Origin of the sequence: Flavobacterium calami (assembly GCF_038290035.1) — a bacterium.
Classification (GTDB): domain Bacteria; phylum Bacteroidota; class Bacteroidia; order Flavobacteriales; family Flavobacteriaceae; genus Flavobacterium; species Flavobacterium calami.
Window position 1 is genome coordinate 66,420 of record NZ_JBBYHS010000009.1, and the last position, 19,781, is coordinate 86,200.

The window sequence follows — 19,781 nt, forward strand, 5'->3', positions numbered from 1 at the left end:
AAACTAAAGCGAAATAAAGATTTTTTATTTCGCTTTTGTTTTACTTTTATTTGGTGCCGGATACTTATTTTTGAAGTCAAAAACTAAATTTGAAGCTCCGTTTTGTTGTAAATAATCTAATTTTTCAACAGCTTCTTCCATAGTTGGAATATGTCCTTTTGGAATCCACCACATTGCAGTGTGGGCTTTTCCGAATTTTAAGAACCATTCTTTACGACGTCTTAAAAATTCGCTGTGAAAAGTTTTGTACATATAATGCTCCAGAGTTTCAAAGCTTTCCCAAACAGATACGTTGATGATAATCTGTTCATCGTTGTAGGGATTCAGACTTGTGGCATTGTAACTGTCGGTATCGTCTTTTAATCTCCAGATAAAACCTTTGCTTTCTTCTGCTAAAGTGTTTACAGCGTATAAATTATCTACAAATTCTTTCATTATTGGGTCGTTGATGTCGACTCCTTTCATTTTGGCAATATTGATTTCGGCAAGATGATAATTACTCATGTTATCAAGTAGATTTTTCGGGTATTATTTATTCTTTTACAAAACCTGGGTCGTTTTATAAACCTGAATCGGATCTGAAACGAGATCCCTGATTTGAGAAATAAAATCGGCCAAATAGGGTTGTGAATTGTGTATGTCAAGTCCCGGCTGGTCTTTCCATTCTTCCCAAATGATAAATACATTTTCGGCTGTGTGTAAATCGAAGCGAACACAAGCTTCTTCTTTTCTGGTTTCGGTAATGAGATGCTGCAGCATGTTTTTAATTTGGTCGTTATGTTCCGGTTTACCTTTGAAAATGGCAGTAATTGAAATCATGATTATAAAGTTTTAAAAATTTCTTTTAAATGATTGGTATAATTTTCTTTAAAGATAACAATATTTTCAGGTGTTGCGCCTTTTTCGACATCATGAAAATGGAACCCGTTTATGCGTTCCATTCCTGTAAATTTGTTCATTTTGTGAAAACCAAACATAACGCCATCGTCAACAGAAGTTTCGTCGAAGAATTCCCCCGGAAGTGTAAAAGCCGTTGCAGGTGCATTCCAGCTGGTGGTAAGCATATATTTACGGCCGTGTAAAAGCCCGCCGGTTCCGTAATTGATATCAGGATTTACACGGCTTCTACCGTCGCTTTTGTAAATTCCGTTGTTGTGTCCCTGAGTAAAAACATCATCAATGTATTTTTTGAAAAGGTTCGGAATTTGAAACCACCAAACCGGTGTATGATAAATAACTAAATCTGCCCAAACGAATTTTTCTACTTCTTCCTGAAGGTCAATTTCGTTTTCGATATGGGTTGTTTTTATTTCGTATGTACTGTTTTTTGAAAGAAACTCAATTGTCCAGTCCTGAACGGTTTGATTGAATTGACCACCTGAATGAGCAAATTTTTGCCCACCATTAATTATAAATATCTTTTTCATTTTAATTGTTCTTATGAAAACGGATGTGTGAGGGATAGTAGTGGAAATCCTTTTGTGCCGGGGTTCGGCATAAAAGATTGGAACGGATAGCCCGGCCCTTGGGACACACCCAAATTATTTTAATTGTTGTGAATTTGTTTTAACACATAGAAACATAGGTTTTTCTTTTTGGGAAAGTGAATTGAAAGAAACTTGTTTCTAACACATAGTTCTTAATGTTTGTCATTTCGAGGAACGAGAAATCACACTCGGGAATCTACAAAGATTGGGATATGCATTGTGGAATTTCTAGTGTGATTCCTCCTTTCAGTCGGAATGACAAGATTACGCAGACTATGTGTGTTTATGTGAGTGAAACGCCTTTATAGATAAAGCAAAACTATATGTTTCTATGTGTTTAAAGAGAGAGTTATTTTATTTTAGAAATCGCCTGATTGATAAATTCCAATTCTGAAGCTGATAAATCGAAATCCATTGTTTTGGCATTTGAGATCGCTTGTTCTGCGTTTCTGGCTCCGGCTAAAACTATTGCAATTCCTTTTTGTAAAGTTGTCCAGCGAAGAACTAATTGTGAAATTGAGACGTGTTTTGAATGTGCTAAAGAACTCAATTCTTCGATTAAGGTTTTTACTTTTTGCTGATCAAATTTTCCGAAGTAGCCGTTGCGGTGATCGTTTTCTTTTAATTTACTGTCTAAGAAATATTTTCCGGTTAATAAACCTCTTTCCATTGGACTGTAAGCGATGATTCCGATGTTTTCTGAAGCTGTGAAAGGGATTAGTTCTTCTTCAATTTTACGGTTTAGCATACTGTAAGCAACCTGATCAGAAACTACCTGAACTGTTTTTTGTGCTTCCTGAATTTGTGCAACATTGTAATTGCTTACTCCGAATGCTCTGATTTTTCCTTGTTGAATGAGCGTTTCAACAGCTTCCATGGTTTCAGAAATTGGCGTTGTAACGTCTGGCCAGTGAATTTGAAGTAAATCAATATAATCGGTTTGCAGGCGTTTTAGGCTTTCTTCGATTTCTTTGATTACATTTTCTTTGGATGAATATTTGTAAATCGGCACTTTTTTACCGTTGTCATCAGCGTCGAAAAAGTAATCACCTTTTCCGTTGTTGCTTCCGTCCCAAACCAAACCGAATTTAGTCAATAACTGAACTTTTGAACGATCGTGACTTTTGATAGCTTCGCCAATCATTTTTTCGCTTAAACCAAATCCGTAGAAAGGAGCGGTGTCAATCGTTGTAACACCGTGGTCGATTGAAGCGTGGATCGAGTCGATTGCATCTTTTTTATCTGTTCCTGCCCACATGGTTCCGCCAATAGCAAAAGCACCGTAAGTAATCGTTGATAATTGAAGTTCTGAGTTGCCTAATTTTCTATATTCCATGATTGTGATTTTTTTGTTTTAAATTTATAAAGCAAAATTATACTGTTTTTAGGATTGATGTTTGGTATATTTTTGTCTTTTTTAGGTATATTTGCCATTTCAAATGAATAAAGTTATGAAAAAGCAAAATTTATATGAGCCTTTTACGGTTTCTTTTGAAACGCTGAGTGAATATCCGGATGTGGGAGACCGTCATAATTTTTTTGAACTGGTTTATATTTTGGAAGGCACAGGTTCGCAATGTATCAATAAAAATATATTCACTTATGATCCGGGGCATTTATTTTTACTGACGCCAGAGGATTGTCACAATTTTACGATTGAAACCGAAACCAAATTTTTCTTTTTGAGATTCAATGATATTTATTTGAAGAATTCAAGTCTGCAGAATGAAAATATTCAGCGACTGGAATATATTTTGCAAAATGCGAATCATCAGCCGGGCTGTATTTTGAAAAATGATCCTGATAAATGTCTGGTGAAAGTGATGATTGAAGCGATTTGCCGGGAAAAGAAGGATAAGGATATTTACAATCAGGAATTGATTCAGCAATTGGTCAATACGCTGATTATTATTGTGGCAAGAAATATTGCGAAACATTTGCCAGAACAAGTGACGATAAACACGGAGGCAAAAGCGATGGATATTCTGCAATATATTCAGAACAATATTTACTATCCGGAGAAAATAAAAGCAGAATCGATTAGTGATTATTTTGGGATTTCGAATACGTATTTAGGACGTTATTTTAAGAAACATGCCAGCGAAACGATGCAGCAATACATCAGTAATTACAAAACCAAATTAATTGAACATCGTTTGCAGTTCAGCGATAAGCGTATTAATGAAATCGCTTATGAATTTGGTTTCACGGATGAAAGCCATTTTAATAAATTCTTTAGAAAGCAAAAAGGGTATAGTCCTTCTGAGTTTAGAAAGACGATTCGATTGAGTGCTTAAACACGGATTGCACAGATTTATACTAATTTTTTAGCCACAGATTAGTCGATTGAAAATGATTTTTCTTCTTTGGGTGTTAATTTTCCTTTAGCAGATTGTACGGATTTGTTTTTTAAAATCTGTTTATATCTGCTAAATCTGCGAGAGAAAAAAATATTTACCAATAAAATGAAAGTATGCAGTTAAATAATCTTCTTAATTACTCTAAGATTGTGTGTATGTTTGTTTAATTCCGGATTGTAAATTCCTAAGTGATCTAAACGGTCAATACGGACTTTTCCGCTAGCGTGGATGATGTAATTGTTTTCCATTATGATTCCGACATGAATAATTCTTCCTTCGTCATTATCAAAAAAGGCTAAATCGCCGGGCTCACTTTCTTCAATAAAACTTAAAGGTTCACCATCATTGGCCTGTTGCGAAGCGTCACGATGAATTTTATATCCGTTTAATTTGTAAACCATTTGAGTAAAACCGGAACAGTCAATGCCAAAAGGTGTTTTTCCGCCCCATAAATAAGGAGCATTCAAATACATAAAAGCAGTTTTTATTAAAGCACTTTTAGGTTTTATGCCACTGGTTTTGGTTCCTTCAAAATCAAAATTTGAAATATTGATTTCACTATTGTTCAGAAAGGACAAAGAAGCTCCAAGCGGAATTGGAAGCAGTAAGTTGTTTGGGGCTGTAATGTAATCAATTAAGTCAGCATTTAAGATAATGGCTTCTTTGCTTAACTGATTAAACTGCTCTTTAGTAATTTCCTGATATTGTTTAGAATCTACCCAGCCTTCATAGTTGTCAAACTGAATCCTGATTCGTGCCCACTGATTTTGGCGTTCTAAGATTTCGATATGCTCGCCAAACAAAAGCTGTGTGACGATTTCGCTTCTGTCGCTGGCTTCAGCTCGAACAGGTACTATGGCTAAATTGCAAATTCCGAACATGTAAGGGAAATTATAAGTTGAAAATCAGGAGTTATAAAAGTTATAGCTCCTGATTAGAATATTTATTTATGCTCTTTCGATAACAATTGCAGATGCTCCTCCACCGCCGTTGCAAATTGCTGCTGCTCCGGTTTTTGCATTGTTTTGTTCCAAAACATTTAATAAAGTAACGATAATACGTGCTCCTGAAGCTCCAAGAGGGTGTCCTAAAGAAACCGCTCCGCCGTTTATGTTTACTTTATCGTTATCTAAGTTTAATATTTTTGAATTGGCTAAACCAACCACAGAAAATGCTTCGTTGAATTCGAAATAGTCTACATCTGAGATTGAAATTCCGGCTTTTTTCAAAGCTTTCGGAAGTGCTTTTGCCGGACTTGTAGTAAACCATTTTGGTTCTTGTGCGGCATCGGCATAGCCTTTTATATAAGCAAGTGGTTTAATTCCTAAAGTATTTGCTTTTTCTTCAGACATCAAAACTAAAGCAGCAGCTCCGTCGTTGATTGTGGACGCATTTGCAGCAGTTACAGTTCCGTCTTTTGTAAAAACTGGACTTAGAGAAGGAATTTTATCTAACTTTACATTAGTATATTCTTCGTCTTTCGAAAAAATAATAGGTTCACCACGTCTTTGAGGGACTTCAACGGGAACCACTTCATTGTCAAATTTTCCCGAGTCCCAGGCTTTTGCACTTCTTTCGTATGACTGAATTGCGAAAGCATCTTGTTCTTCACGGCTAATGTTGTATTCTGTTGCACAAGCATCAGCACAAACTCCCATTGCGTTGTTATCGTAAGCATCTGTTAAGCCATCTTTCTGCATTCCGTCCAGCAGGGTAGCAGGGCCAAATTTGTTTCCGGTACGCATTTGTACGTAGTGCGGAATCAAACTCATATTTTCCATTCCGCCCGCTACTACAATTTCGGCATCTCCACAAGCGATGGCCTGTGCAGCGAGCATAACAGACTTCATTCCTGAGGCACAAACTTTGTTTACGGTCGTGGCGGCAACTTCTGTAGATAGTCCTGCAAATAATGCAGCCTGACGTGCCGGTGCTTGTCCAACGCCTGCCTGAATTACATTTCCCATGAAAACTTCATCGACTAAGTTTGGGTCAAGACTGATTTTCTGAAGAGCTCCTTTTATAGCGGCAGCGCCTAATTTTGGTGCGGGTACGGTAGATAAACCTCCCATGAAACTTCCGATAGGTGTTCTAACGGCAGAAACGATAACAACTCTTTTGTTCATTTTCTGTATTATTTGTATTAAAGCAAATTTACTGTTTATTTGAACAAATTCAAATTTTGGATTAATTAGAAGGTATTTTAAATTTAAGATGAATTTTTTGTTAATTCTATTCGTTTGATTGTGAAGTGTTTTAATTAAAAAATAAAAAAAAGATAAAAAAAAGCACAAAAATAGTTGTGAGAAATGGAATCTTGTCTTAGATTTGCAACCGCAAAACGGGAAGCAATTCCTTGAGCCAGGAGAGGTGCCAGAGCGGTAATGGAGCAGATTGCTAATCTGTCGACGGGTAACCGTCGCCAGGGTTCGAGTCCCTGTCTCTCCGCTTAATTTTGCCTCGGGGTGTAGCGTAGCCCGGTTATCGCGCCTGCTTTGGGAGCAGGAGGCCGCAGGTTCGAATCCTGCCACCCCGACACTTTGAAATAATGGTCGCATAGCTCAGCTGGATAGAGCACCTGCCTTCTAAGCAGGCGGTCGAAGGTTCGAATCCTTCTGCGATCACATAAAAGGACAAATCAGTATTTTGCTGATTTTGTCCTTTTTTTTTACTATATAACTCCTTGTAGAACAATAACATAAGTCGGAGCGCTTCGTTAATTTTAGTGGTTCGAACTTCGTTATTTTCAAAAGTAAGTTTTTCAGGAAATATCGAACCTATTATCTTCCTTTTTCCTTCTGTAGATGCTTCTTTATAAAGTTTATCAAGCTGTGAAATGTTGCTAAGTGCCTTGTTTAAAAGAGGATCAACGTTTGGAATGCTGCTGTTTTGGCTTGTGAGCTGTACTTCTAATCGATTTATATTATCTGCTGTTTCTATTTTGATTCTTTTATAGTCGTCTGCATCTAAATCACCGGCTATTAATAAGTTTCTCGCACGTGTCAGTCTTTGATTTGTTTCTTCCAGTTTCTTTTTCAAAACATCAGTATCACTTCGATTATATTGTGTTTTACTGTTGTATACAGAAGTAATCGTCTGCTTGTAAAGTTCCAGAAATGGTAATGGTCTGACATATTTTGTAATTTCCTCTACTATTTTGTCATTAACTACAGTTGCTTTTTCTCTAAAAGTACATCCCTTAGTGCAGTGATAATAGTAATAATACTTGTAACGTCCTTTTGATGCGCTTCCTGTGAGTACTTTTCCACATTTTGGACATAATAAATATCCACGCAAAGGTATTGCAGGATCTACTGTCATTGTAGTTCTTTTTATTTTTTTTCGGCCATCGAGTACATCCTGTACATCATAAAACATTGCTTCAGTTATAAGTGGTTCATGCTGTCCCTGGACTAAATGACATTCTTCATCTTTATATTTTGCAATGAATACTTTACCAAAGTAAATAGGATTTCTGAGTGCAACCCAGAAGCAGCTTCGTGTGGAATTAAGACCTTTTTTCTTTGCTACTTTCCATATTTGTTCTGTGTGTATTTGTCCTTTAGCAATTTCTTCAAATACCCAGCGCATGATTGCTGCTTGATCTTCTTTAATAGCAATATGTTTTTTTCCAGTCTCAGTAATTCTATTTACATATCCTAGAGGCGGGCGGCCCATTACACGACCTTCTTTTTTCGCTCTACGCATACCGTTAAATACGTTTAACGCACGACGGTCATTTTCTACTTCCGGAGCGGCAAGATAAAATGCAAGCATCATTTTATTTTCAGGAATTGAAAGATCTAATGGCTGCTCCACGGCTTGTGGTTCAACTCCTAAAGTGCGTAGGGTGCTGATCATTTGATAAGAATCACCTGCATTTCTGCTAAATCTGTCCCACTTTGTAAATAGAATAAGATCAGAATGCCCCCTGCGTGATCGAAGTTCTGCTAAAAGTTTTTTCCACGCTGGACGGTTAAATGTTTTAGCTGAGTGATCTTCAAGTACAACTTTACGAACTTTAAGTGAGTTTAAGTCACAATACTTACGTAGACGTTCTTCCTGATCGCGTTGTGAATATCCTTTATCTGCCTGCTCTTCCGTACTTACTCTGATATATAAATCTGCAACTTTCATGATTTTAAAATTGATTTCTAAACTTGATTAAGTGACTTTTTAAGTGTAGGTAAATTTACATTTTTTTGCTGATATAAATATGTATTTACCACTAATTCAGCCATTTCGTAAAGAAAGGCGGCAATTATTTTAGCCTGCTCAATGTCGACGTTTATTCCATCTTTTCGCAATAATTCCATTGCTTCTTGAGCTGTAATTCTATCAATATTATCATTTCTCATTTTTCACCTCCTTATATTGACAGCAAAAGCCCGAATGCGGGCTTTACTAATTTTAACAATAAATAATTAAATTATTATATAGGAAAATAGATTATACTTCTTTGATTTCTATTGCGTTTTGGTAGATAATTTATGTATCCATATTCGTTTAGTTCACGCATGCATTTATGGTATGTAACCGGTCCTGTTATTTTGGCAATCTTCATAATTTCATGTCTGTATGCTTCAATAGGATTAATAAATCCCTTATCAGCCCTGAATTGGAGTAATGCAGCATATATTCCAATATGAGTGACACTTATACGGTAATCTTTTTCAATAGCTTTGAAAAAATCAGATAAGGGTTGCAGTGTCTTCATTATTTCCTGTGTTATCAGCTTATATGCATACCACTTCGTTTGGAATGGTTGTGTTGTTGACTCTCATTGTCTTTTTGTTTCTGCTTTACTGTTTCCATCGTTTTATTGCCCAATGCCGTTGCTATCGTTATTTTTCTCGAGTGCTGATCATAAATATTAACCGATTTAAATTGGGGATTTGCTTCAATGTAAAAGCGATGTTCATTTCCGTTTTTAATTAAGGTTACAGACTGTAAGTTCCCTTGTTTTAAAGCCTCTTTGAGCATATCAGCTTTGGTTTTATTTGATAATTCCTTTAAAGGGAGTTGCTGTAAGGCTTTTTCAAGATCATAACCATAACCGGAATGAAATTCTTTGATGCGGTGATTGCCACTTGCGTCTTTATCGTTAAGATCCAGTTGGATCCAGGATTTTTCCTTCTGAATGGAACGTCCCGCTAATAAATTATATGTCTGTGTTGTATCAATAGGATTTCCTTGTTGTACCTTAAAATATTGGCTTCTCTCTTCATCAGGCTTTGATTCATTTTGCAAAGTGGTTTTATATCCTTCAAATTGATACCGTCCGCTCTGGTCTTTAGAAAAAGACAACTCATGATTCAGTCGTTCTTTCTCGTTGACGTAATAGGAAACCGGAATAGTGAACTGCTCATGACCTTGTTTGATTTGATGCTCAATTTGATTTGACAAATCTCTAAAACCAATACGCTGCACCTGATGGTGCAGCGATTGGTTATTTTTTTCTTCTTCTTTTGCATCTTTCCGAACAGCAATTTGGTCTACGAGTGGTGCAATGATCAGTTTACGAATGAGTCTTACCAATAAATTAGGATAAAGTTGTTTTAGAATCTTGTTCTTTTCCTGATTGAGCATCTTCAAAGCGAAACGTTCCTCAATATTTTTGCTGCCCTTATACTTTGTTCCAATCCGCTCGTAATGATGAAGCTTTTCTTTAATCAGTGACCTATTGTTGGAAAGACTGAAATTAAACAGTTTACTAAAACGCTCTTCCCTTGAGCGCCATTGGTTCAATTCCATCTCTACTCTGTTCACAGGAAGTTGTTCGTTCATAATCATTGATTACATGGATTGACTTTTGTTTTTCTTCTTAGCTTCCTTTGGCACTTCTGGTCCATCATCATCGGCAGTTTGATTTTGCTTTTTACTGCCTTGTTTTTCAGAAGCTTGCTGAGTTTCGGATTGCTTTTCTTCTTTAGACTTACGATTATCAATGCGTTGCAAATTGCTGTCATATACATTAATTGTCTTGAATTGTGGGCTGGCTTCAATATATTGCTTAATCTCATTTCCTTCTTTTTGGAAAGTAGCGGATTGCAGGTTTCCCTTTTTCAAAGAATTGATCAAGTCTTCTTTATATTTTGGGGTTTCCAGTTCTTTAATTGGATGTTTGGAGAGTGCTGCTTCTAAATCATAACCGTAATTCTGATGGTAATGGTTTAGTTTAAAGTTTCCATTAGATTCGGATTGTTTAAAATCGATTTGAAGCCAAGCGTTGTAAAGTTCTCCGTCCTTGTTGGTAAGATCTTTGTTTACTGATCTGCCTTCCATAAGATTGTAAGCTTCTTTCATGGTTATGTTGCTGCCTTTATTGATATAAAAGGTTTGCTCCAAAGCTTCTTTGGAATTTTCCTTTTGCAGTTCCACTTTATAAGAATTAAAGAAATACATATCGCTTTCTTTTGACTTATTGAAATTTAATGTAGCTGCAGCAGTATCAGTACCATATTGCGCATTATGCGTCAAAGTGAAATTAGGTTCTTCTTTTTGCATTTTTTCTTTTAATTCAGACTCTAATGCATCTCCAAAACCAGTGTACTTTAACTGTTCGCGTAAGTATTCAAAATTTTTCTCGTTCATGATTTCAATTTTTTTAATTATTAAATAATTTATAGTTTGGGAAGTACAGTCACCTGTACCAGTTTTGTATTCTTGACATGTTCTTCTAAATGTCTGCCACCGTTTTTCTCCATGAGTTGTATGGCTAAATATTTTTTTTCCGGAATTGTAAATTTTGGCAGCGCAAATACAAAGATGTTTTCTGCTTCAGCTTCAATTTTATCAACATCATTCAGGATATAAACTGGTGTAATTTCGATTTCCTGTGAAGCAGTACGTTTTATTTTTTTAGTGTCGCGAATAAAAAAGCGAAGCTGATCGATCTCATAATTGATTTTAGAATGGTTGGTGACCTTTATCCTGTAATACATAACCTCATCACGAATAAAAATTCCGTTGAGCCTAAAATCAATATCGTATTTACTTTCCTTTTGACCTCGCAGCTTTTTTTTGTCGTATAGCGCTAACTTTGAATATTCCTCAATATCCTCATCATTAATGATTTCATCTGAAAAGTAAATTTCCTGTCCATCGGGCTTAGTTTTATTCAATGTAAGATTCAGCTGTGGAAACTCTTCATTATAGTCCAGCACAAATGAATAGAGTTTACCATCAGCTGTCACTACCGTAAGATTGGTCTGAAAAAATCCTTTTTGGGCCGCCTTAACCTGAAGGATGTTTTCAAGACCTTTTGCTTTTTGCACCAATATATCGGGACTTCCCTTGTCGACACTTTTTATGGCAAAAGGAAATACAATATTGGTCGTTTTTGAATAGGCTATCATTAACGAGTCCGATTCTGTTTTATATAAACGGTTTTTACCTGTTTGCTGTGCCAATACACCGATGGTCATAAATAATAGATGCCCCATCACCAATAGTTTAAAATTTTTCATCTGTATCTTTTTTAGTTTTTAATTGAAATCTTTTTGTTTCTGTTTTTCATCATGCAGCAGTACCTTATAACCTGCTTTCACAACTACTTTAACCAGTTTTACTTTTTTGCTTAGCAGGCTTTTAGCCGCTTCAATTCCCGCTCCTGCAGCCTGAGCTCCCCAGGAATCGTCCAATGATGTAACTCCCAAAGTTTGCATGGAGCGATCAGCCGAGGCTTTGGCAACATCACGATTGATAGCTCCCGGAATATATATACCGACAAGTCCATCCATATCATAAACCGACAAGTCCACCGGAAATAGGGAGTTGTTGTATCTGATACTACTAATGTTGATAGTTAATCGTTCTCCTTTTAAGGAAGCTGTTCCAAACAAAAAATTGTCTTTTGGAATTTTAATACCGTTTATGAAGATGTCATTCATGAGTCGAAACTTAACTGTCGAGCCATTTACAATTGTTTGTGTTTCATGAATAATGGCTTCTACAGCATTCTGCATTGAATCATCATTTTCTAGTTCGTCTAAAGAGTAAAAACCATTCTGTTTATACTGAGAACTGTTCAATGCTTTGTTTTGTAAAGAAGAAACAGGATCTTCATACTCCTTGGTTGAAATAGTAAAGACTTGTCCACGCTGAGCCTCGGAGGCTTTTTTCAATTTTTCCTGTACCCTGTTGGGATGTTGGATATCCAAAATACTCTCCAGCATTCCACCGAGTTGCTGCAGTTCCGGATCCTGACTTTCCTGCTCTTCATTCATAGACTGCATCATTTGTTCGAGCCTGTCCACATCATTGGAATGCAGCGAGGTTTCATTTGATTTTACAATTTTAGTATAATCTCTATTTTGCTCTGGAACTGCTACTGGTGTATTGATTGCTTTTTGCAATGCTTCCAATTTTTGATGCACTTTTTCTTCATTTGGATCGCGATAAACGGATTTATTTAAACCATGTCGCTCTTTTTGTTGAGTAACAGCACTACTGTCTTCAGTTGAATCAATCTGAAAGGATTGGTTCAAATAGTTGGGATCTTTTTTGATAAGTTCATCAAGCTTTGCTGAATCAAGTGCAGCCAGATCGTAATAATTCATTTTATCGAGCTGAAGTCCTTCTTTCAGGTTCGCATTGGGAAGTTTTAGATTAAAACCTTTTTGCTGTGATGCTGCTGAGTTGGCAGCATCCATTTTTCCACCTCCCAATGCCCAAAATATGGCAGTTAGAAATGGCAACGCCAATATTGGCAGTACCAAGAGCATCTTACGATGTTTTAAGGCCTTTAATGATTTTGTGTTTTGTTCCATGATATTAATTTTTAAGATGTGAGTAATAATAATTTTCGAATATTGTTAAACTGTCCAGAAGTCTGGGACGGTCTGAAACAATACTGTCATACGTTTTTTTTCCTGTGGGACTGCGCGTCAAACTATCCATATATTTCCTAAAACTTTTAATTTTTTCAAATTCTGTTTTACTAATAATTGTACTGAGTTCAAGAGGCTTTTCTTTTAATGGTATTGAATTCACTGGCTTGGTTATTGGGATTACGGTAATATTTTCAGTTGGCTTACCTGAAAAACTTTTCACAATCAGATAAATACTGCATCCGCCTGTAAACACTATAAAGGCGAACAGAATCACAATCCAGTTAAGACGTGAAAAATGAGCCGTTTTATTTTTCAGCCAATTGGCGCATTTATACTGCAATCGCAGATTAGCCTGATCAAACTTTTGCCATAGATTATTTTTAACAGTTGCAGTAACATCGCTTTTTTTGTTCTTTCTTTTAAAAGTGAATTTCATAATCAGTAGTTTATTATTTTCTATTTTCAGTACTTATGTCCCGATTCTCAATAGTATTCCATCGCTCGATTAAAAAGCCATGTGGATTGTTATCACTTCTCGATACGTTACGAAGGTTACCTTCAGTGATAAGGTTCCGATGCGCAATACTGGTGGTACGAATGATATTTTGAGTAGCATAACATCGGAATCCATACGGATAGTTGTTAAGATCAATAGTCACACTGTCAATCTGTATCGTTTGGCTGACGTTCCCTGATATGATACCGGAGTAGTAACCGTTTTCCTTTAAATCATCATAGACCCGTTTTGCACTGTCATCCGCCAGATAAAGAGCCTTTGTTACATTGCTTTTAATGACTTTATCATCCGGGTCAAGTGTAAAAAACAGCTTATGAAATGTCTTTACATGATCCCTTGCTTCTACAGGTATATTGTCTTTTCGGTCCGAAGCATAAGCTTCCAGCGCCTTTCCGTTAGCCAGTATATAAACCTTATTTTGCATTTGAGACACTAGCGAGAAACTCTTATAAAGTGAAAAGCAGCTAATAAGGATACACCCTATAATGACCAGCATGGTAAAACCGCGAACATGCCGAAAGGCAGTGTCAATATTTTTCATTTTGCTAAACATAAACTTTGAATTTAGGGTTAAGATTTACCTTTTAATTTATCCGCCATGTAACTGTCTTTGTCCCTGAAATAATCATTACTACTGCCAGAATCAGACATACTTTGGTACATACGACCAGTGGCATTTCCCATTGCATCTGCTACCATGCCAACTCCTTGAGATGCAGTACTCACAGCTGAAGTTGTAGAATTACTGAAGATACTGGTGGCTTTTTGACCTAATGCCCCACCACCTCCGGCATGAACTATGTAATTGGCAACAGAGGGAACGGTGAAATAACCTATAATTCCAATAATCATAAACACCAAATAGGCAACATCAGTCCTGCTAAAGAAAGTATCTCCATATTCTCCCGCTTGCGTAATATCAATCTTTAGCATATTCTCTTGAATTTTTCCGATGATGCTTCCAAATATGTTAGCCACGGGAAGCCACAGATAGATATTGATGTAACGTGCCAGCCAGACTGTAAGGGTGTGTTGAAAACCATCGAAGACCGAAATGCCAAAAACGATTGGACCTAAAATAGAAAGTACCACCAATTGAAAAGTCCGCAGCGTATCGATGCATAGCGAAGCAGCTTCAAATAATACACGCAGTACCTCGCTCATCCATTCTTTTACTGAATTTCGGAAATTATAAGAGGCTTTGCTCATGGCAAATTTGATGTCATTTCCAATACCATCCAGCATTCCCTGCCCACTAGGATCTGCATCATCATGTGTGTATCGGTACCATTTATCCTGATCGCCGCTACCTGTCGAACCCACATACATTTTCCAAGGATCTGTTTCTTTGAGTGCTTCTTCTTTTTCTTTAAGCAGCCTTTCAATTGCTTTATTCGATCCTTCCACCATTGCCGCAGTTGCTGTAACAGTTGGTTTCATAATACCATTAATCATGTCTAAAACCGACGGAAAAATCATGATGCAAAATCCGATAACAAAAGGACGAAAGAGCGGATAGAAGTCGATGGGTTCAGCACTGGCAATATGTCTCCAGACTCTTGAGGCGATATACCACATAGCGGCAAAACCGGCAAGTCCCTGTCCGACGCCAATTAGGTTATTGCATAAAGGCATCATTTCATCATACAATTGTTCCAGTACACTATGCAGTCCGTTCATGTCATCTGCAATTCCTTGTGCCTGCGTAATAAATGGCAATATCATTGCAAGAAGAACAAGTATTATTTGCTTATTTATCTTTATCATAACACTTGATATTTAGTTATTTAACTTATAAATACTACGCATTGCACGCGTATCATTGCGCTCTTTTGTACGCTGTAAAGCCAGTACAGTCGTATTATTGTTGAAGTTTCTCAGGAACAAAAGTTTGTCCTGCATATCTGCATATATTTTGTCAATAGCGGCTAGCCTTTCATCATCTGACATTCGCATTTTATTAGCGTTAATGACTGAGGTTAGCTCATCAAGATTTCTAAGACTTTGCTTAAAAAGATTATTGTACACCCTTTCGAGATAGGCTATTTCATCAGGATTAAAATTTTTACTTTCCCTAAATCGGCTAAAAGAAGACTTGTACTCTTTTACCAGCAACACCTGATAATTAACAATATCACCGATGCGACTATAATTCCGAACCGTGGGACTGACTTGCATCAGCGCATCAAGAAATGTTTCATGCAGGCTGAAATTTCCTTCAGACAAATCCTTTACCGTATTATACCCTCCACTTAGTATTTCATAGCCCTTTTTCATATCCTTTAAAATCTGTTTGAACTGGGCCAGCTTTTCTATGTTCAAAATCAATTGCTGGATTTCCTGTTTTTGGGCTGTTATCGGGGATGGAAATAGCAATCCGGTAAACACAATTCCTATAATCAGTAATTTTTTCATGGCAAATCAGTATTAATGCCGTTCAGGACACGGCTGTTTTTTGCTTCTTTCAATTCGGTTGCTTTTGATACAGCCAGGATTTTAGTTTCATTACTGAAGCTCTCAGAAAAAGCGTAGTTATCCAGCATATTCTGGTAAATCATATCAATGCGTTTCATTCGTTCATCATCTTTCATTTCTAAATTTCCGTCCGTAACGATTGTTAGAAGCTCATCCAGATTGGTATCACAATTTTCAATTAACCTTTCAAAAACTCTTTTGATATAATCGACTTCATCTCCATGAAACAAATCATCTTGCCGGATTTGCTGATATAAGCTTTTGTAGCTTTTTATGATTTTTATCTGGAGCCCTATAATTTTCGTTACTCTGGCATACTTTTTTATTTTGGGGTTGACTGCCTTTAGAGAATTCAGGTAATCGGTATGAAGATTAAATTCTCCACGTTTGAAATCTCCTATGGTATTCAGCCCCTTTTTGACGACGGAATAGCCTTTTTGGGCATATCCGATATAGACTTGCAGGGCTGCTATTTGCTGTAAAAGCACTCTTTGCTGTTTTGCCTGTGCCTGAAGATTTCCTGTGATCAGTATAGTAAAAAGCACTAGTAAAAATATTTTTTTCATGTTTTTTGATTTATTACGGAATTCCGTAAAATTGTTTAACGGATTTGACATCATTCTCTGTCTTAGCTCTTTGAAGACTGAGTAGTATATTTTGTCTGTTGAAGAGTGTCAGGTCATGATAATTGGCATCAATCTGATCCGCAGCACTGTTGATAATCTCCAGCCTTTTGGCATCACTCATCTGAGTGGTAAAAGAATCCAAAACCAGAAAAATCTGATCGATGTTTTTTAGGCTTTCATCGAGTATTCCGGAATATACACTTTGCATATAATCGAGTTCGTTGGAATTAAAATGAGCATCCTTTTGAAACAGGTTCCAGGCTCTTTCGTATTCATCTACCAAACGAACCTGCTTTGCACTGATATCCTTGATACGCTGGTAATAGGTAATGATGGATTTAACTTTTGCCAGTTCCTCGTAATAATTCTTATAGAGTTCTTTTTGTTTCTCAGTCCAATCTGAAATCTCATCCAGCTTTAGTTTGGAGAGGATATTCTCTATTTTTTTCTGTGCATTCTGCAGCCAGATCGTTTTGTTTTGCAGTTTTTGGATCCTAAGGTCAATAGCCTTAATTACCTTTTTAGCAACCGCTTTTACGATTTCCAAAATCGGTATTGCTGCAACTGTTGCTGGTCTTGCAGGTGTGCTGATCAGTAAAAAGCACAACAGGCAAATCATGATTTTCTTTTTTGTTTTCATAAGTATTGTAGTTTAATTTCCATTTCTCATATCTATTGCAAGCGCCGCAATACCTTTTTTAATGTCTCCATCAAATTTCTTCGCATACGCCTGCACTTTTACTTTTTCAGTTTCTTCGGTGGTGTAGGCCAAATATTCCTCAAGCGACACTTCTGTACGGTACACTTTAGATTGCATTCCTCCCAGGGAAATAAATACTTCCTTGTACTTTTTATCGGGATCATTGGCTTTGTTTACAGATAATACCAATGCTTTTTCTTTGTCGGTTAATCCAAGAAGCTCCTGAATTTGTTCGAATTTATTTTGATATTTACTTTGGTCTAATAATATCTTGCAGTCACTATTGTTTATAATAGCCTGCTTGACTACCGGGGAAGAAATTATATCTTCGACTTCCTGAGTCACTACAATGGCTTCCCCAAAGAATTTACGCACAGTCTTGAATAAATACCGTATGTAATCTGCCATCCCTTCCTTGGCAATTGCCTTCCAGGCCTCTTCAATGAGGATCATTTTTCTAATACCTTTGAGCTTACGCATCTTACTGATAAACACTTCCATGATGATGATTGTCACCACTGGAAAAAGTATTGGATGGTCTTTGATATTGTCGAGTTCAAAAACAATAAAGCGTTCTTTTAATAGATCGAGATTCTCGGTAGCGTTGAGCAGGTAATCAAATTCACCTCCCTTGTAATACGGACGCAGTACATAGAGAAAATTATTTACATCAAAATCCTTTTCCTTCACCTTATCGCCTTCCAATATGGGTACAAACTCATTTTTCAGAAATTCATAAAAACTGTCAAAACAGGGAAATAAATCGGAATTGTTGTCTAACTTTTCATAATACAATTGTAGCGCATTGGACAGTGCCACATATTCACTTCGGTTGAATGTTTCATTGTCTTTTTTCCAGAGTGCTAATAACAATGTTTTAATACTTTCTTTTTTCTCGGTATCCAGCGAATCACCTTCGCTGATATAAAAGGGATTAAAACGGATCGGGCTCTTTTCATCATAGGTAAAGTAGTAGCCCTTGACCATATCACACAGTCCCTTGTAGCTGTGTCCAACATCAACAAGTACAATATGAGTCCCTTGCTCATAGTAACTTCTAACCATATGGTTGGTGAAAAAAGATTTACCGCTTCCCGAAGGTCCCAGTATAAATTTGTTTCGATTGGTACAAATTCCCATCTTAACTGGCTCGTCACTAATATCTACATGAACCGGTTTTCCCGTTAAGCGATCTCCTAATCGAATTCCAGTTGGGCTAAGGGAAGAACGATAACCTGTTTCCAAATTCAAAAAACAGGTAGCTTGTTCTGTGAACGTATCGAAAGTGTCATTCATTGGGAAATCTGCGGAATTCCCGGGAATTCCTGCCCAAAATATTTGTGATGCGCCTACTGTCTCTTGTTTAGCAACTGCATCCATCTGAGCAAGTGCGGAAGAAACTTTGTTTTTGAGGTCTTTGAGTTCTTCTTTATTGTCGGTCCAGATCAATACATTAAAATGTGCTTTTACAGGCAGTCGCTGCTGGCTGATAGCCTCGTTAAGAAAATCATTAGTGGCATCACGGGCAATTAGGTTCTCCCTACTGTAGGCTGATAAAGATTGTAATCGCAATCTTTTACTTTCGAGTTTTTGTAAAGTTTTCTGGAAATCCTCTATGAAAATATATTGATTGTATATGTGATTGCATGAAAGTAATTGCCCCAGAGTGGAAGCAAATCCGATACTGAATTTGGTCTTATCTGTGGAATACCGGTCATAATTAATCCTTGAACCGCATAAGGCAGGAAGATCAGCTGCATCCCCCAACGTATAAATCTGACAGTGTTTGTCACCAATTTGAAGACCATCATCAAAAGCAATATCTTTAAAAACAAATGAGTTTTCTTTTTCAGCAAGAAAACAATACCGCTCTATAATCCCAATTTTTCTACTGTGGCTTCGAAGCTGATCATTTCCAAGACGAGTTAATTTTACAAAACCACTGTCTTCTAATATGCGTCTGAATTGCCCGGTACTATCAATAAACTCCTGACGTGCTTGTGTTTTTAATGTTTCTTCCGGAACTATTGAACTTCTAAGTAAATTGGAAAATAAGGAACTGGACGTTTTTCTTCCTGCCGGTTTTTTAGTTAAAAAAATGTAACAGGAATGATCCAGAAAGGGACGCTCATTAAAAAAGCGTTCACTGCTTCGGGTAAGAAAACTGGAGTCTTCACTTGTAAAATCAGGTTCAAACTTACTATCGATAAACCAGTCCTGTTTATGGAATACACTAAATTTCGGAAGCAGCTTTATAGCTTTAAGCCACACCTGATGAAATGCTTCGTATTCCTGATCTGACAAGGTAAATATCTCGGGAAGTTGTGCCTTGAATACGACCGTTACGTCTCCTTGTTTGGAAAGGATGCAATCGTGCTCTACATCCATAATTGGTAAAATATCATCTATCATCTTTTCCATCATCCTTTTTTTTACCGCTCAGGTAATGCTGAGCAAATTTTATTTCATCATCGTAAAAATTTTTCTGCTTTGGGATTTTACTGCTTTAGGAATCTGTCGTTTCGCTAATGCTTTCATCATTCCATATTCACCGTATTTGTGGCTCATTTTATATATTTTCAATACCCAAAATGTCCCTGAGACACCAATAATTCCTATGCAGATTAAAGAGGGTAAGCCGGCTATGTACATAATGGCAAACAGTATCATAAGTACTATTACCCCACCGCCCAGGTACCAGATATACTGCGCTTTTAAACCTTTAAACTCTATGCTCTGGTTAATGCCTTTGTTGATTTGATATACACTGTTTGACATGGTG

General features: G+C 36.8%; 21 protein-coding genes, 3 tRNA genes and 1 pseudogene. 4 read left to right on the forward strand and 21 right to left on the reverse strand.

The window, feature by feature from the left end; all coding sequences use genetic code 11:
• Positions 1–24 precede the first annotated feature (24 nt).
• From AAEO57_RS09635 to AAEO57_RS09650, 4 genes are all read right to left on the reverse strand, one after another.
• Positions 25–504, reverse strand: coding sequence for a DUF3291 domain-containing protein (locus AAEO57_RS09635; protein ID WP_341692001.1), 480 nt, complete (start codon positions 502–504; stop codon positions 25–27).
• A gap of 36 nt (positions 505–540) precedes the next feature.
• Complete coding sequence (locus AAEO57_RS09640; protein ID WP_341692003.1) at positions 541–819, reverse strand: putative quinol monooxygenase; 279 nt, start codon at positions 817–819, stop codon at positions 541–543.
• A gap of 2 nt (positions 820–821) precedes the next feature.
• Positions 822–1,427 carry an NAD(P)H-dependent oxidoreductase gene (locus AAEO57_RS09645; RefSeq protein ID WP_341692005.1) on the reverse strand — a complete coding sequence of 202 codons (606 nt, stop codon included), beginning with the start codon at positions 1,425–1,427 and terminating at the stop codon, positions 822–824.
• A gap of 409 nt (positions 1,428–1,836) precedes the next feature.
• On the reverse strand, positions 1,837–2,823 hold the full coding sequence (locus tag AAEO57_RS09650; protein WP_341692007.1) for an aldo/keto reductase: 987 nt from the start codon (positions 2,821–2,823) through the stop codon (positions 1,837–1,839).
• 115 nt (positions 2,824–2,938) lie between these two features.
• Between AAEO57_RS09650 and AAEO57_RS09655 the strand changes: the two genes are divergently transcribed.
• Positions 2,939–3,784: an AraC family transcriptional regulator gene (locus AAEO57_RS09655; RefSeq protein WP_341692009.1), complete on the forward strand. Its 846-nt coding sequence runs from the start codon at positions 2,939–2,941 to the stop codon at positions 3,782–3,784.
• A gap of 182 nt (positions 3,785–3,966) precedes the next feature.
• Here AAEO57_RS09655 and AAEO57_RS09660 read toward each other — a convergent pair whose 3' ends face one another.
• Both AAEO57_RS09660 and AAEO57_RS09665 read right to left on the reverse strand, forming a co-directional pair.
• Positions 3,967–4,728, reverse strand: a complete 762-nt coding sequence (locus tag AAEO57_RS09660; RefSeq protein WP_341692012.1) for a C40 family peptidase — start codon at positions 4,726–4,728, stop codon at positions 3,967–3,969.
• Positions 4,729–4,794: 66 nt separating this feature from the next.
• The gene (locus AAEO57_RS09665) at positions 4,795–5,973 is read right to left on the reverse strand and encodes an acetyl-CoA C-acyltransferase (RefSeq protein WP_341692014.1); all 1,179 of its coding nucleotides are present in this window, start codon (positions 5,971–5,973) and stop codon (positions 4,795–4,797) included.
• A gap of 238 nt (positions 5,974–6,211) precedes the next feature.
• Between AAEO57_RS09665 and AAEO57_RS09670 the strand changes: the two genes are divergently transcribed.
• From AAEO57_RS09670 to AAEO57_RS09680, 3 genes are all read left to right on the forward strand, one after another.
• Positions 6,212–6,295: transfer RNA gene (locus AAEO57_RS09670), tRNA-Ser, on the forward strand.
• A gap of 13 nt (positions 6,296–6,308) precedes the next feature.
• Positions 6,309–6,383 (forward strand) — tRNA-Pro (locus AAEO57_RS09675).
• Between the two features lie 14 nt (positions 6,384–6,397).
• Positions 6,398–6,471 (forward strand) — tRNA-Arg (locus AAEO57_RS09680).
• Between the two features lie 730 nt (positions 6,472–7,201).
• Here AAEO57_RS09680 and AAEO57_RS20860 read toward each other — a convergent pair.
• From AAEO57_RS20860 to AAEO57_RS09750, 15 genes and pseudogenes are all read right to left on the reverse strand, one after another.
• A pseudogene (locus AAEO57_RS20860) lies at positions 7,202–7,984 on the reverse strand (recombinase family protein); the annotation flags it as partial.
• A gap of 17 nt (positions 7,985–8,001) precedes the next feature.
• Positions 8,002–8,205, reverse strand: coding sequence for a hypothetical protein (locus AAEO57_RS09685; RefSeq protein WP_341692016.1), 204 nt, complete (start codon positions 8,203–8,205; stop codon positions 8,002–8,004).
• Positions 8,206–8,279: 74 nt separating this feature from the next.
• Positions 8,280–8,564, reverse strand: coding sequence for a hypothetical protein (locus AAEO57_RS09690; protein WP_341692019.1), 285 nt, complete (start codon positions 8,562–8,564; stop codon positions 8,280–8,282).
• A gap of 14 nt (positions 8,565–8,578) precedes the next feature.
• The gene (locus AAEO57_RS09695) at positions 8,579–9,634 is read right to left on the reverse strand and encodes a hypothetical protein (protein WP_341692021.1); all 1,056 of its coding nucleotides are present in this window, start codon (positions 9,632–9,634) and stop codon (positions 8,579–8,581) included.
• 9 nt (positions 9,635–9,643) lie between these two features.
• Positions 9,644–10,441 (reverse strand): hypothetical protein, encoded by a 798-nt coding sequence (locus AAEO57_RS09700; RefSeq protein ID WP_341692023.1) that lies wholly within the window; start codon positions 10,439–10,441, stop codon positions 9,644–9,646.
• A gap of 29 nt (positions 10,442–10,470) precedes the next feature.
• On the reverse strand, positions 10,471–11,316 hold the full coding sequence (traN, locus tag AAEO57_RS09705; protein WP_341692025.1) for a conjugative transposon protein TraN: 846 nt from the start codon (positions 11,314–11,316) through the stop codon (positions 10,471–10,473).
• Between the two features lie 18 nt (positions 11,317–11,334).
• The gene (gene traM / locus AAEO57_RS09710; RefSeq protein ID WP_341692027.1) at positions 11,335–12,618 is read right to left on the reverse strand and encodes a conjugative transposon protein TraM; all 1,284 of its coding nucleotides are present in this window, start codon (positions 12,616–12,618) and stop codon (positions 11,335–11,337) included.
• A gap of 4 nt (positions 12,619–12,622) precedes the next feature.
• Positions 12,623–13,117, reverse strand: a complete 495-nt coding sequence (locus AAEO57_RS09715) for a hypothetical protein (RefSeq protein ID WP_341692030.1) — start codon at positions 13,115–13,117, stop codon at positions 12,623–12,625.
• A 13-nt stretch (positions 13,118–13,130) separates the two neighbouring features.
• Positions 13,131–13,751 (reverse strand): conjugative transposon protein TraK, encoded by a 621-nt coding sequence (gene traK, locus AAEO57_RS09720; RefSeq protein WP_341692032.1) that lies wholly within the window; start codon positions 13,749–13,751, stop codon positions 13,131–13,133.
• Positions 13,752–13,768: 17 nt separating this feature from the next.
• Positions 13,769–14,965, reverse strand: coding sequence for a conjugative transposon protein TraJ (gene traJ / locus AAEO57_RS09725; protein WP_341692034.1), 1,197 nt, complete (start codon positions 14,963–14,965; stop codon positions 13,769–13,771).
• Positions 14,966–14,977: 12 nt separating this feature from the next.
• On the reverse strand, positions 14,978–15,613 hold the full coding sequence (locus AAEO57_RS09730) for a TerB family tellurite resistance protein (RefSeq protein ID WP_341692036.1): 636 nt from the start codon (positions 15,611–15,613) through the stop codon (positions 14,978–14,980).
• On the reverse strand, positions 15,610–16,239 hold the full coding sequence (locus tag AAEO57_RS09735) for a hypothetical protein (RefSeq protein ID WP_341692038.1): 630 nt from the start codon (positions 16,237–16,239) through the stop codon (positions 15,610–15,612). Before AAEO57_RS09735 ends, AAEO57_RS09730 begins: the two co-directional genes overlap by 4 nt.
• A 13-nt stretch (positions 16,240–16,252) precedes the next feature.
• Positions 16,253–16,939 (reverse strand): conjugal transfer protein TraI, encoded by a 687-nt coding sequence (locus AAEO57_RS09740; protein WP_341692041.1) that lies wholly within the window; start codon positions 16,937–16,939, stop codon positions 16,253–16,255.
• A gap of 12 nt (positions 16,940–16,951) precedes the next feature.
• Positions 16,952–19,420 carry a TraG family conjugative transposon ATPase gene (locus AAEO57_RS09745; RefSeq protein WP_341692043.1) on the reverse strand — a complete coding sequence of 823 codons (2,469 nt, stop codon included), beginning with the start codon at positions 19,418–19,420 and terminating at the stop codon, positions 16,952–16,954.
• A gap of 39 nt (positions 19,421–19,459) precedes the next feature.
• On the reverse strand, positions 19,460–19,777 hold the full coding sequence (locus AAEO57_RS09750; protein ID WP_341692045.1) for a DUF4133 domain-containing protein: 318 nt from the start codon (positions 19,775–19,777) through the stop codon (positions 19,460–19,462).
• Between the last annotated feature and the right edge of the window lie 4 nt (positions 19,778–19,781).

Coding starts and splice junctions, on each gene's coding strand:
- AAEO57_RS09690 (WP_341692019.1), bottom strand. CDS start 8,564: ATGAAGACACTGCAACCCTTATCTGATTTTTTCAAAGCTATTGAAAAA.
- AAEO57_RS09715 (WP_341692030.1), bottom strand. CDS start 13,117: ATGAAATTCACTTTTAAAAGAAAGAACAAAAAAAGCGATGTTACTGCA.
- AAEO57_RS09665 (WP_341692014.1), bottom strand. CDS start 5,973: ATGAACAAAAGAGTTGTTATCGTTTCTGCCGTTAGAACACCTATCGGA.
- AAEO57_RS09730 (WP_341692036.1), bottom strand. CDS start 15,613: ATGAAAAAATTACTGATTATAGGAATTGTGTTTACCGGATTGCTATTT.
- traN (WP_341692025.1), bottom strand. CDS start 11,316: ATGAAAAATTTTAAACTATTGGTGATGGGGCATCTATTATTTATGACC.
- AAEO57_RS09660 (WP_341692012.1), bottom strand. CDS start 4,728: ATGTTCGGAATTTGCAATTTAGCCATAGTACCTGTTCGAGCTGAAGCC.
- AAEO57_RS09745 (WP_341692043.1), bottom strand. CDS start 19,420: ATGGAAAAGATGATAGATGATATTTTACCAATTATGGATGTAGAGCAC.
- traM (WP_341692027.1), bottom strand. CDS start 12,618: ATGGAACAAAACACAAAATCATTAAAGGCCTTAAAACATCGTAAGATG.
- AAEO57_RS09700 (WP_341692023.1), bottom strand. CDS start 10,441: ATGAACGAGAAAAATTTTGAATACTTACGCGAACAGTTAAAGTACACT.
- AAEO57_RS09685 (WP_341692016.1), bottom strand. CDS start 8,205: ATGAGAAATGATAATATTGATAGAATTACAGCTCAAGAAGCAATGGAA.
- AAEO57_RS09650 (WP_341692007.1), bottom strand. CDS start 2,823: ATGGAATATAGAAAATTAGGCAACTCAGAACTTCAATTATCAACGATT.
- AAEO57_RS09750 (WP_341692045.1), bottom strand. CDS start 19,777: ATGTCAAACAGTGTATATCAAATCAACAAAGGCATTAACCAGAGCATA.
- AAEO57_RS09655 (WP_341692009.1), top strand. CDS start 2,939: ATGAAAAAGCAAAATTTATATGAGCCTTTTACGGTTTCTTTTGAAACG.
- AAEO57_RS09740 (WP_341692041.1), bottom strand. CDS start 16,939: ATGAAAACAAAAAAGAAAATCATGATTTGCCTGTTGTGCTTTTTACTG.
- AAEO57_RS09695 (WP_341692021.1), bottom strand. CDS start 9,634: ATGAACGAACAACTTCCTGTGAACAGAGTAGAGATGGAATTGAACCAA.
- AAEO57_RS09735 (WP_341692038.1), bottom strand. CDS start 16,239: ATGAAAAAAATATTTTTACTAGTGCTTTTTACTATACTGATCACAGGA.
- AAEO57_RS09635 (WP_341692001.1), bottom strand. CDS start 504: ATGAGTAATTATCATCTTGCCGAAATCAATATTGCCAAAATGAAAGGA.
- AAEO57_RS09645 (WP_341692005.1), bottom strand. CDS start 1,427: ATGAAAAAGATATTTATAATTAATGGTGGGCAAAAATTTGCTCATTCA.
- traK (WP_341692032.1), bottom strand. CDS start 13,751: ATGTTTAGCAAAATGAAAAATATTGACACTGCCTTTCGGCATGTTCGC.
- AAEO57_RS09640 (WP_341692003.1), bottom strand. CDS start 819: ATGATTTCAATTACTGCCATTTTCAAAGGTAAACCGGAACATAACGAC.
- traJ (WP_341692034.1), bottom strand. CDS start 14,965: ATGATAAAGATAAATAAGCAAATAATACTTGTTCTTCTTGCAATGATA.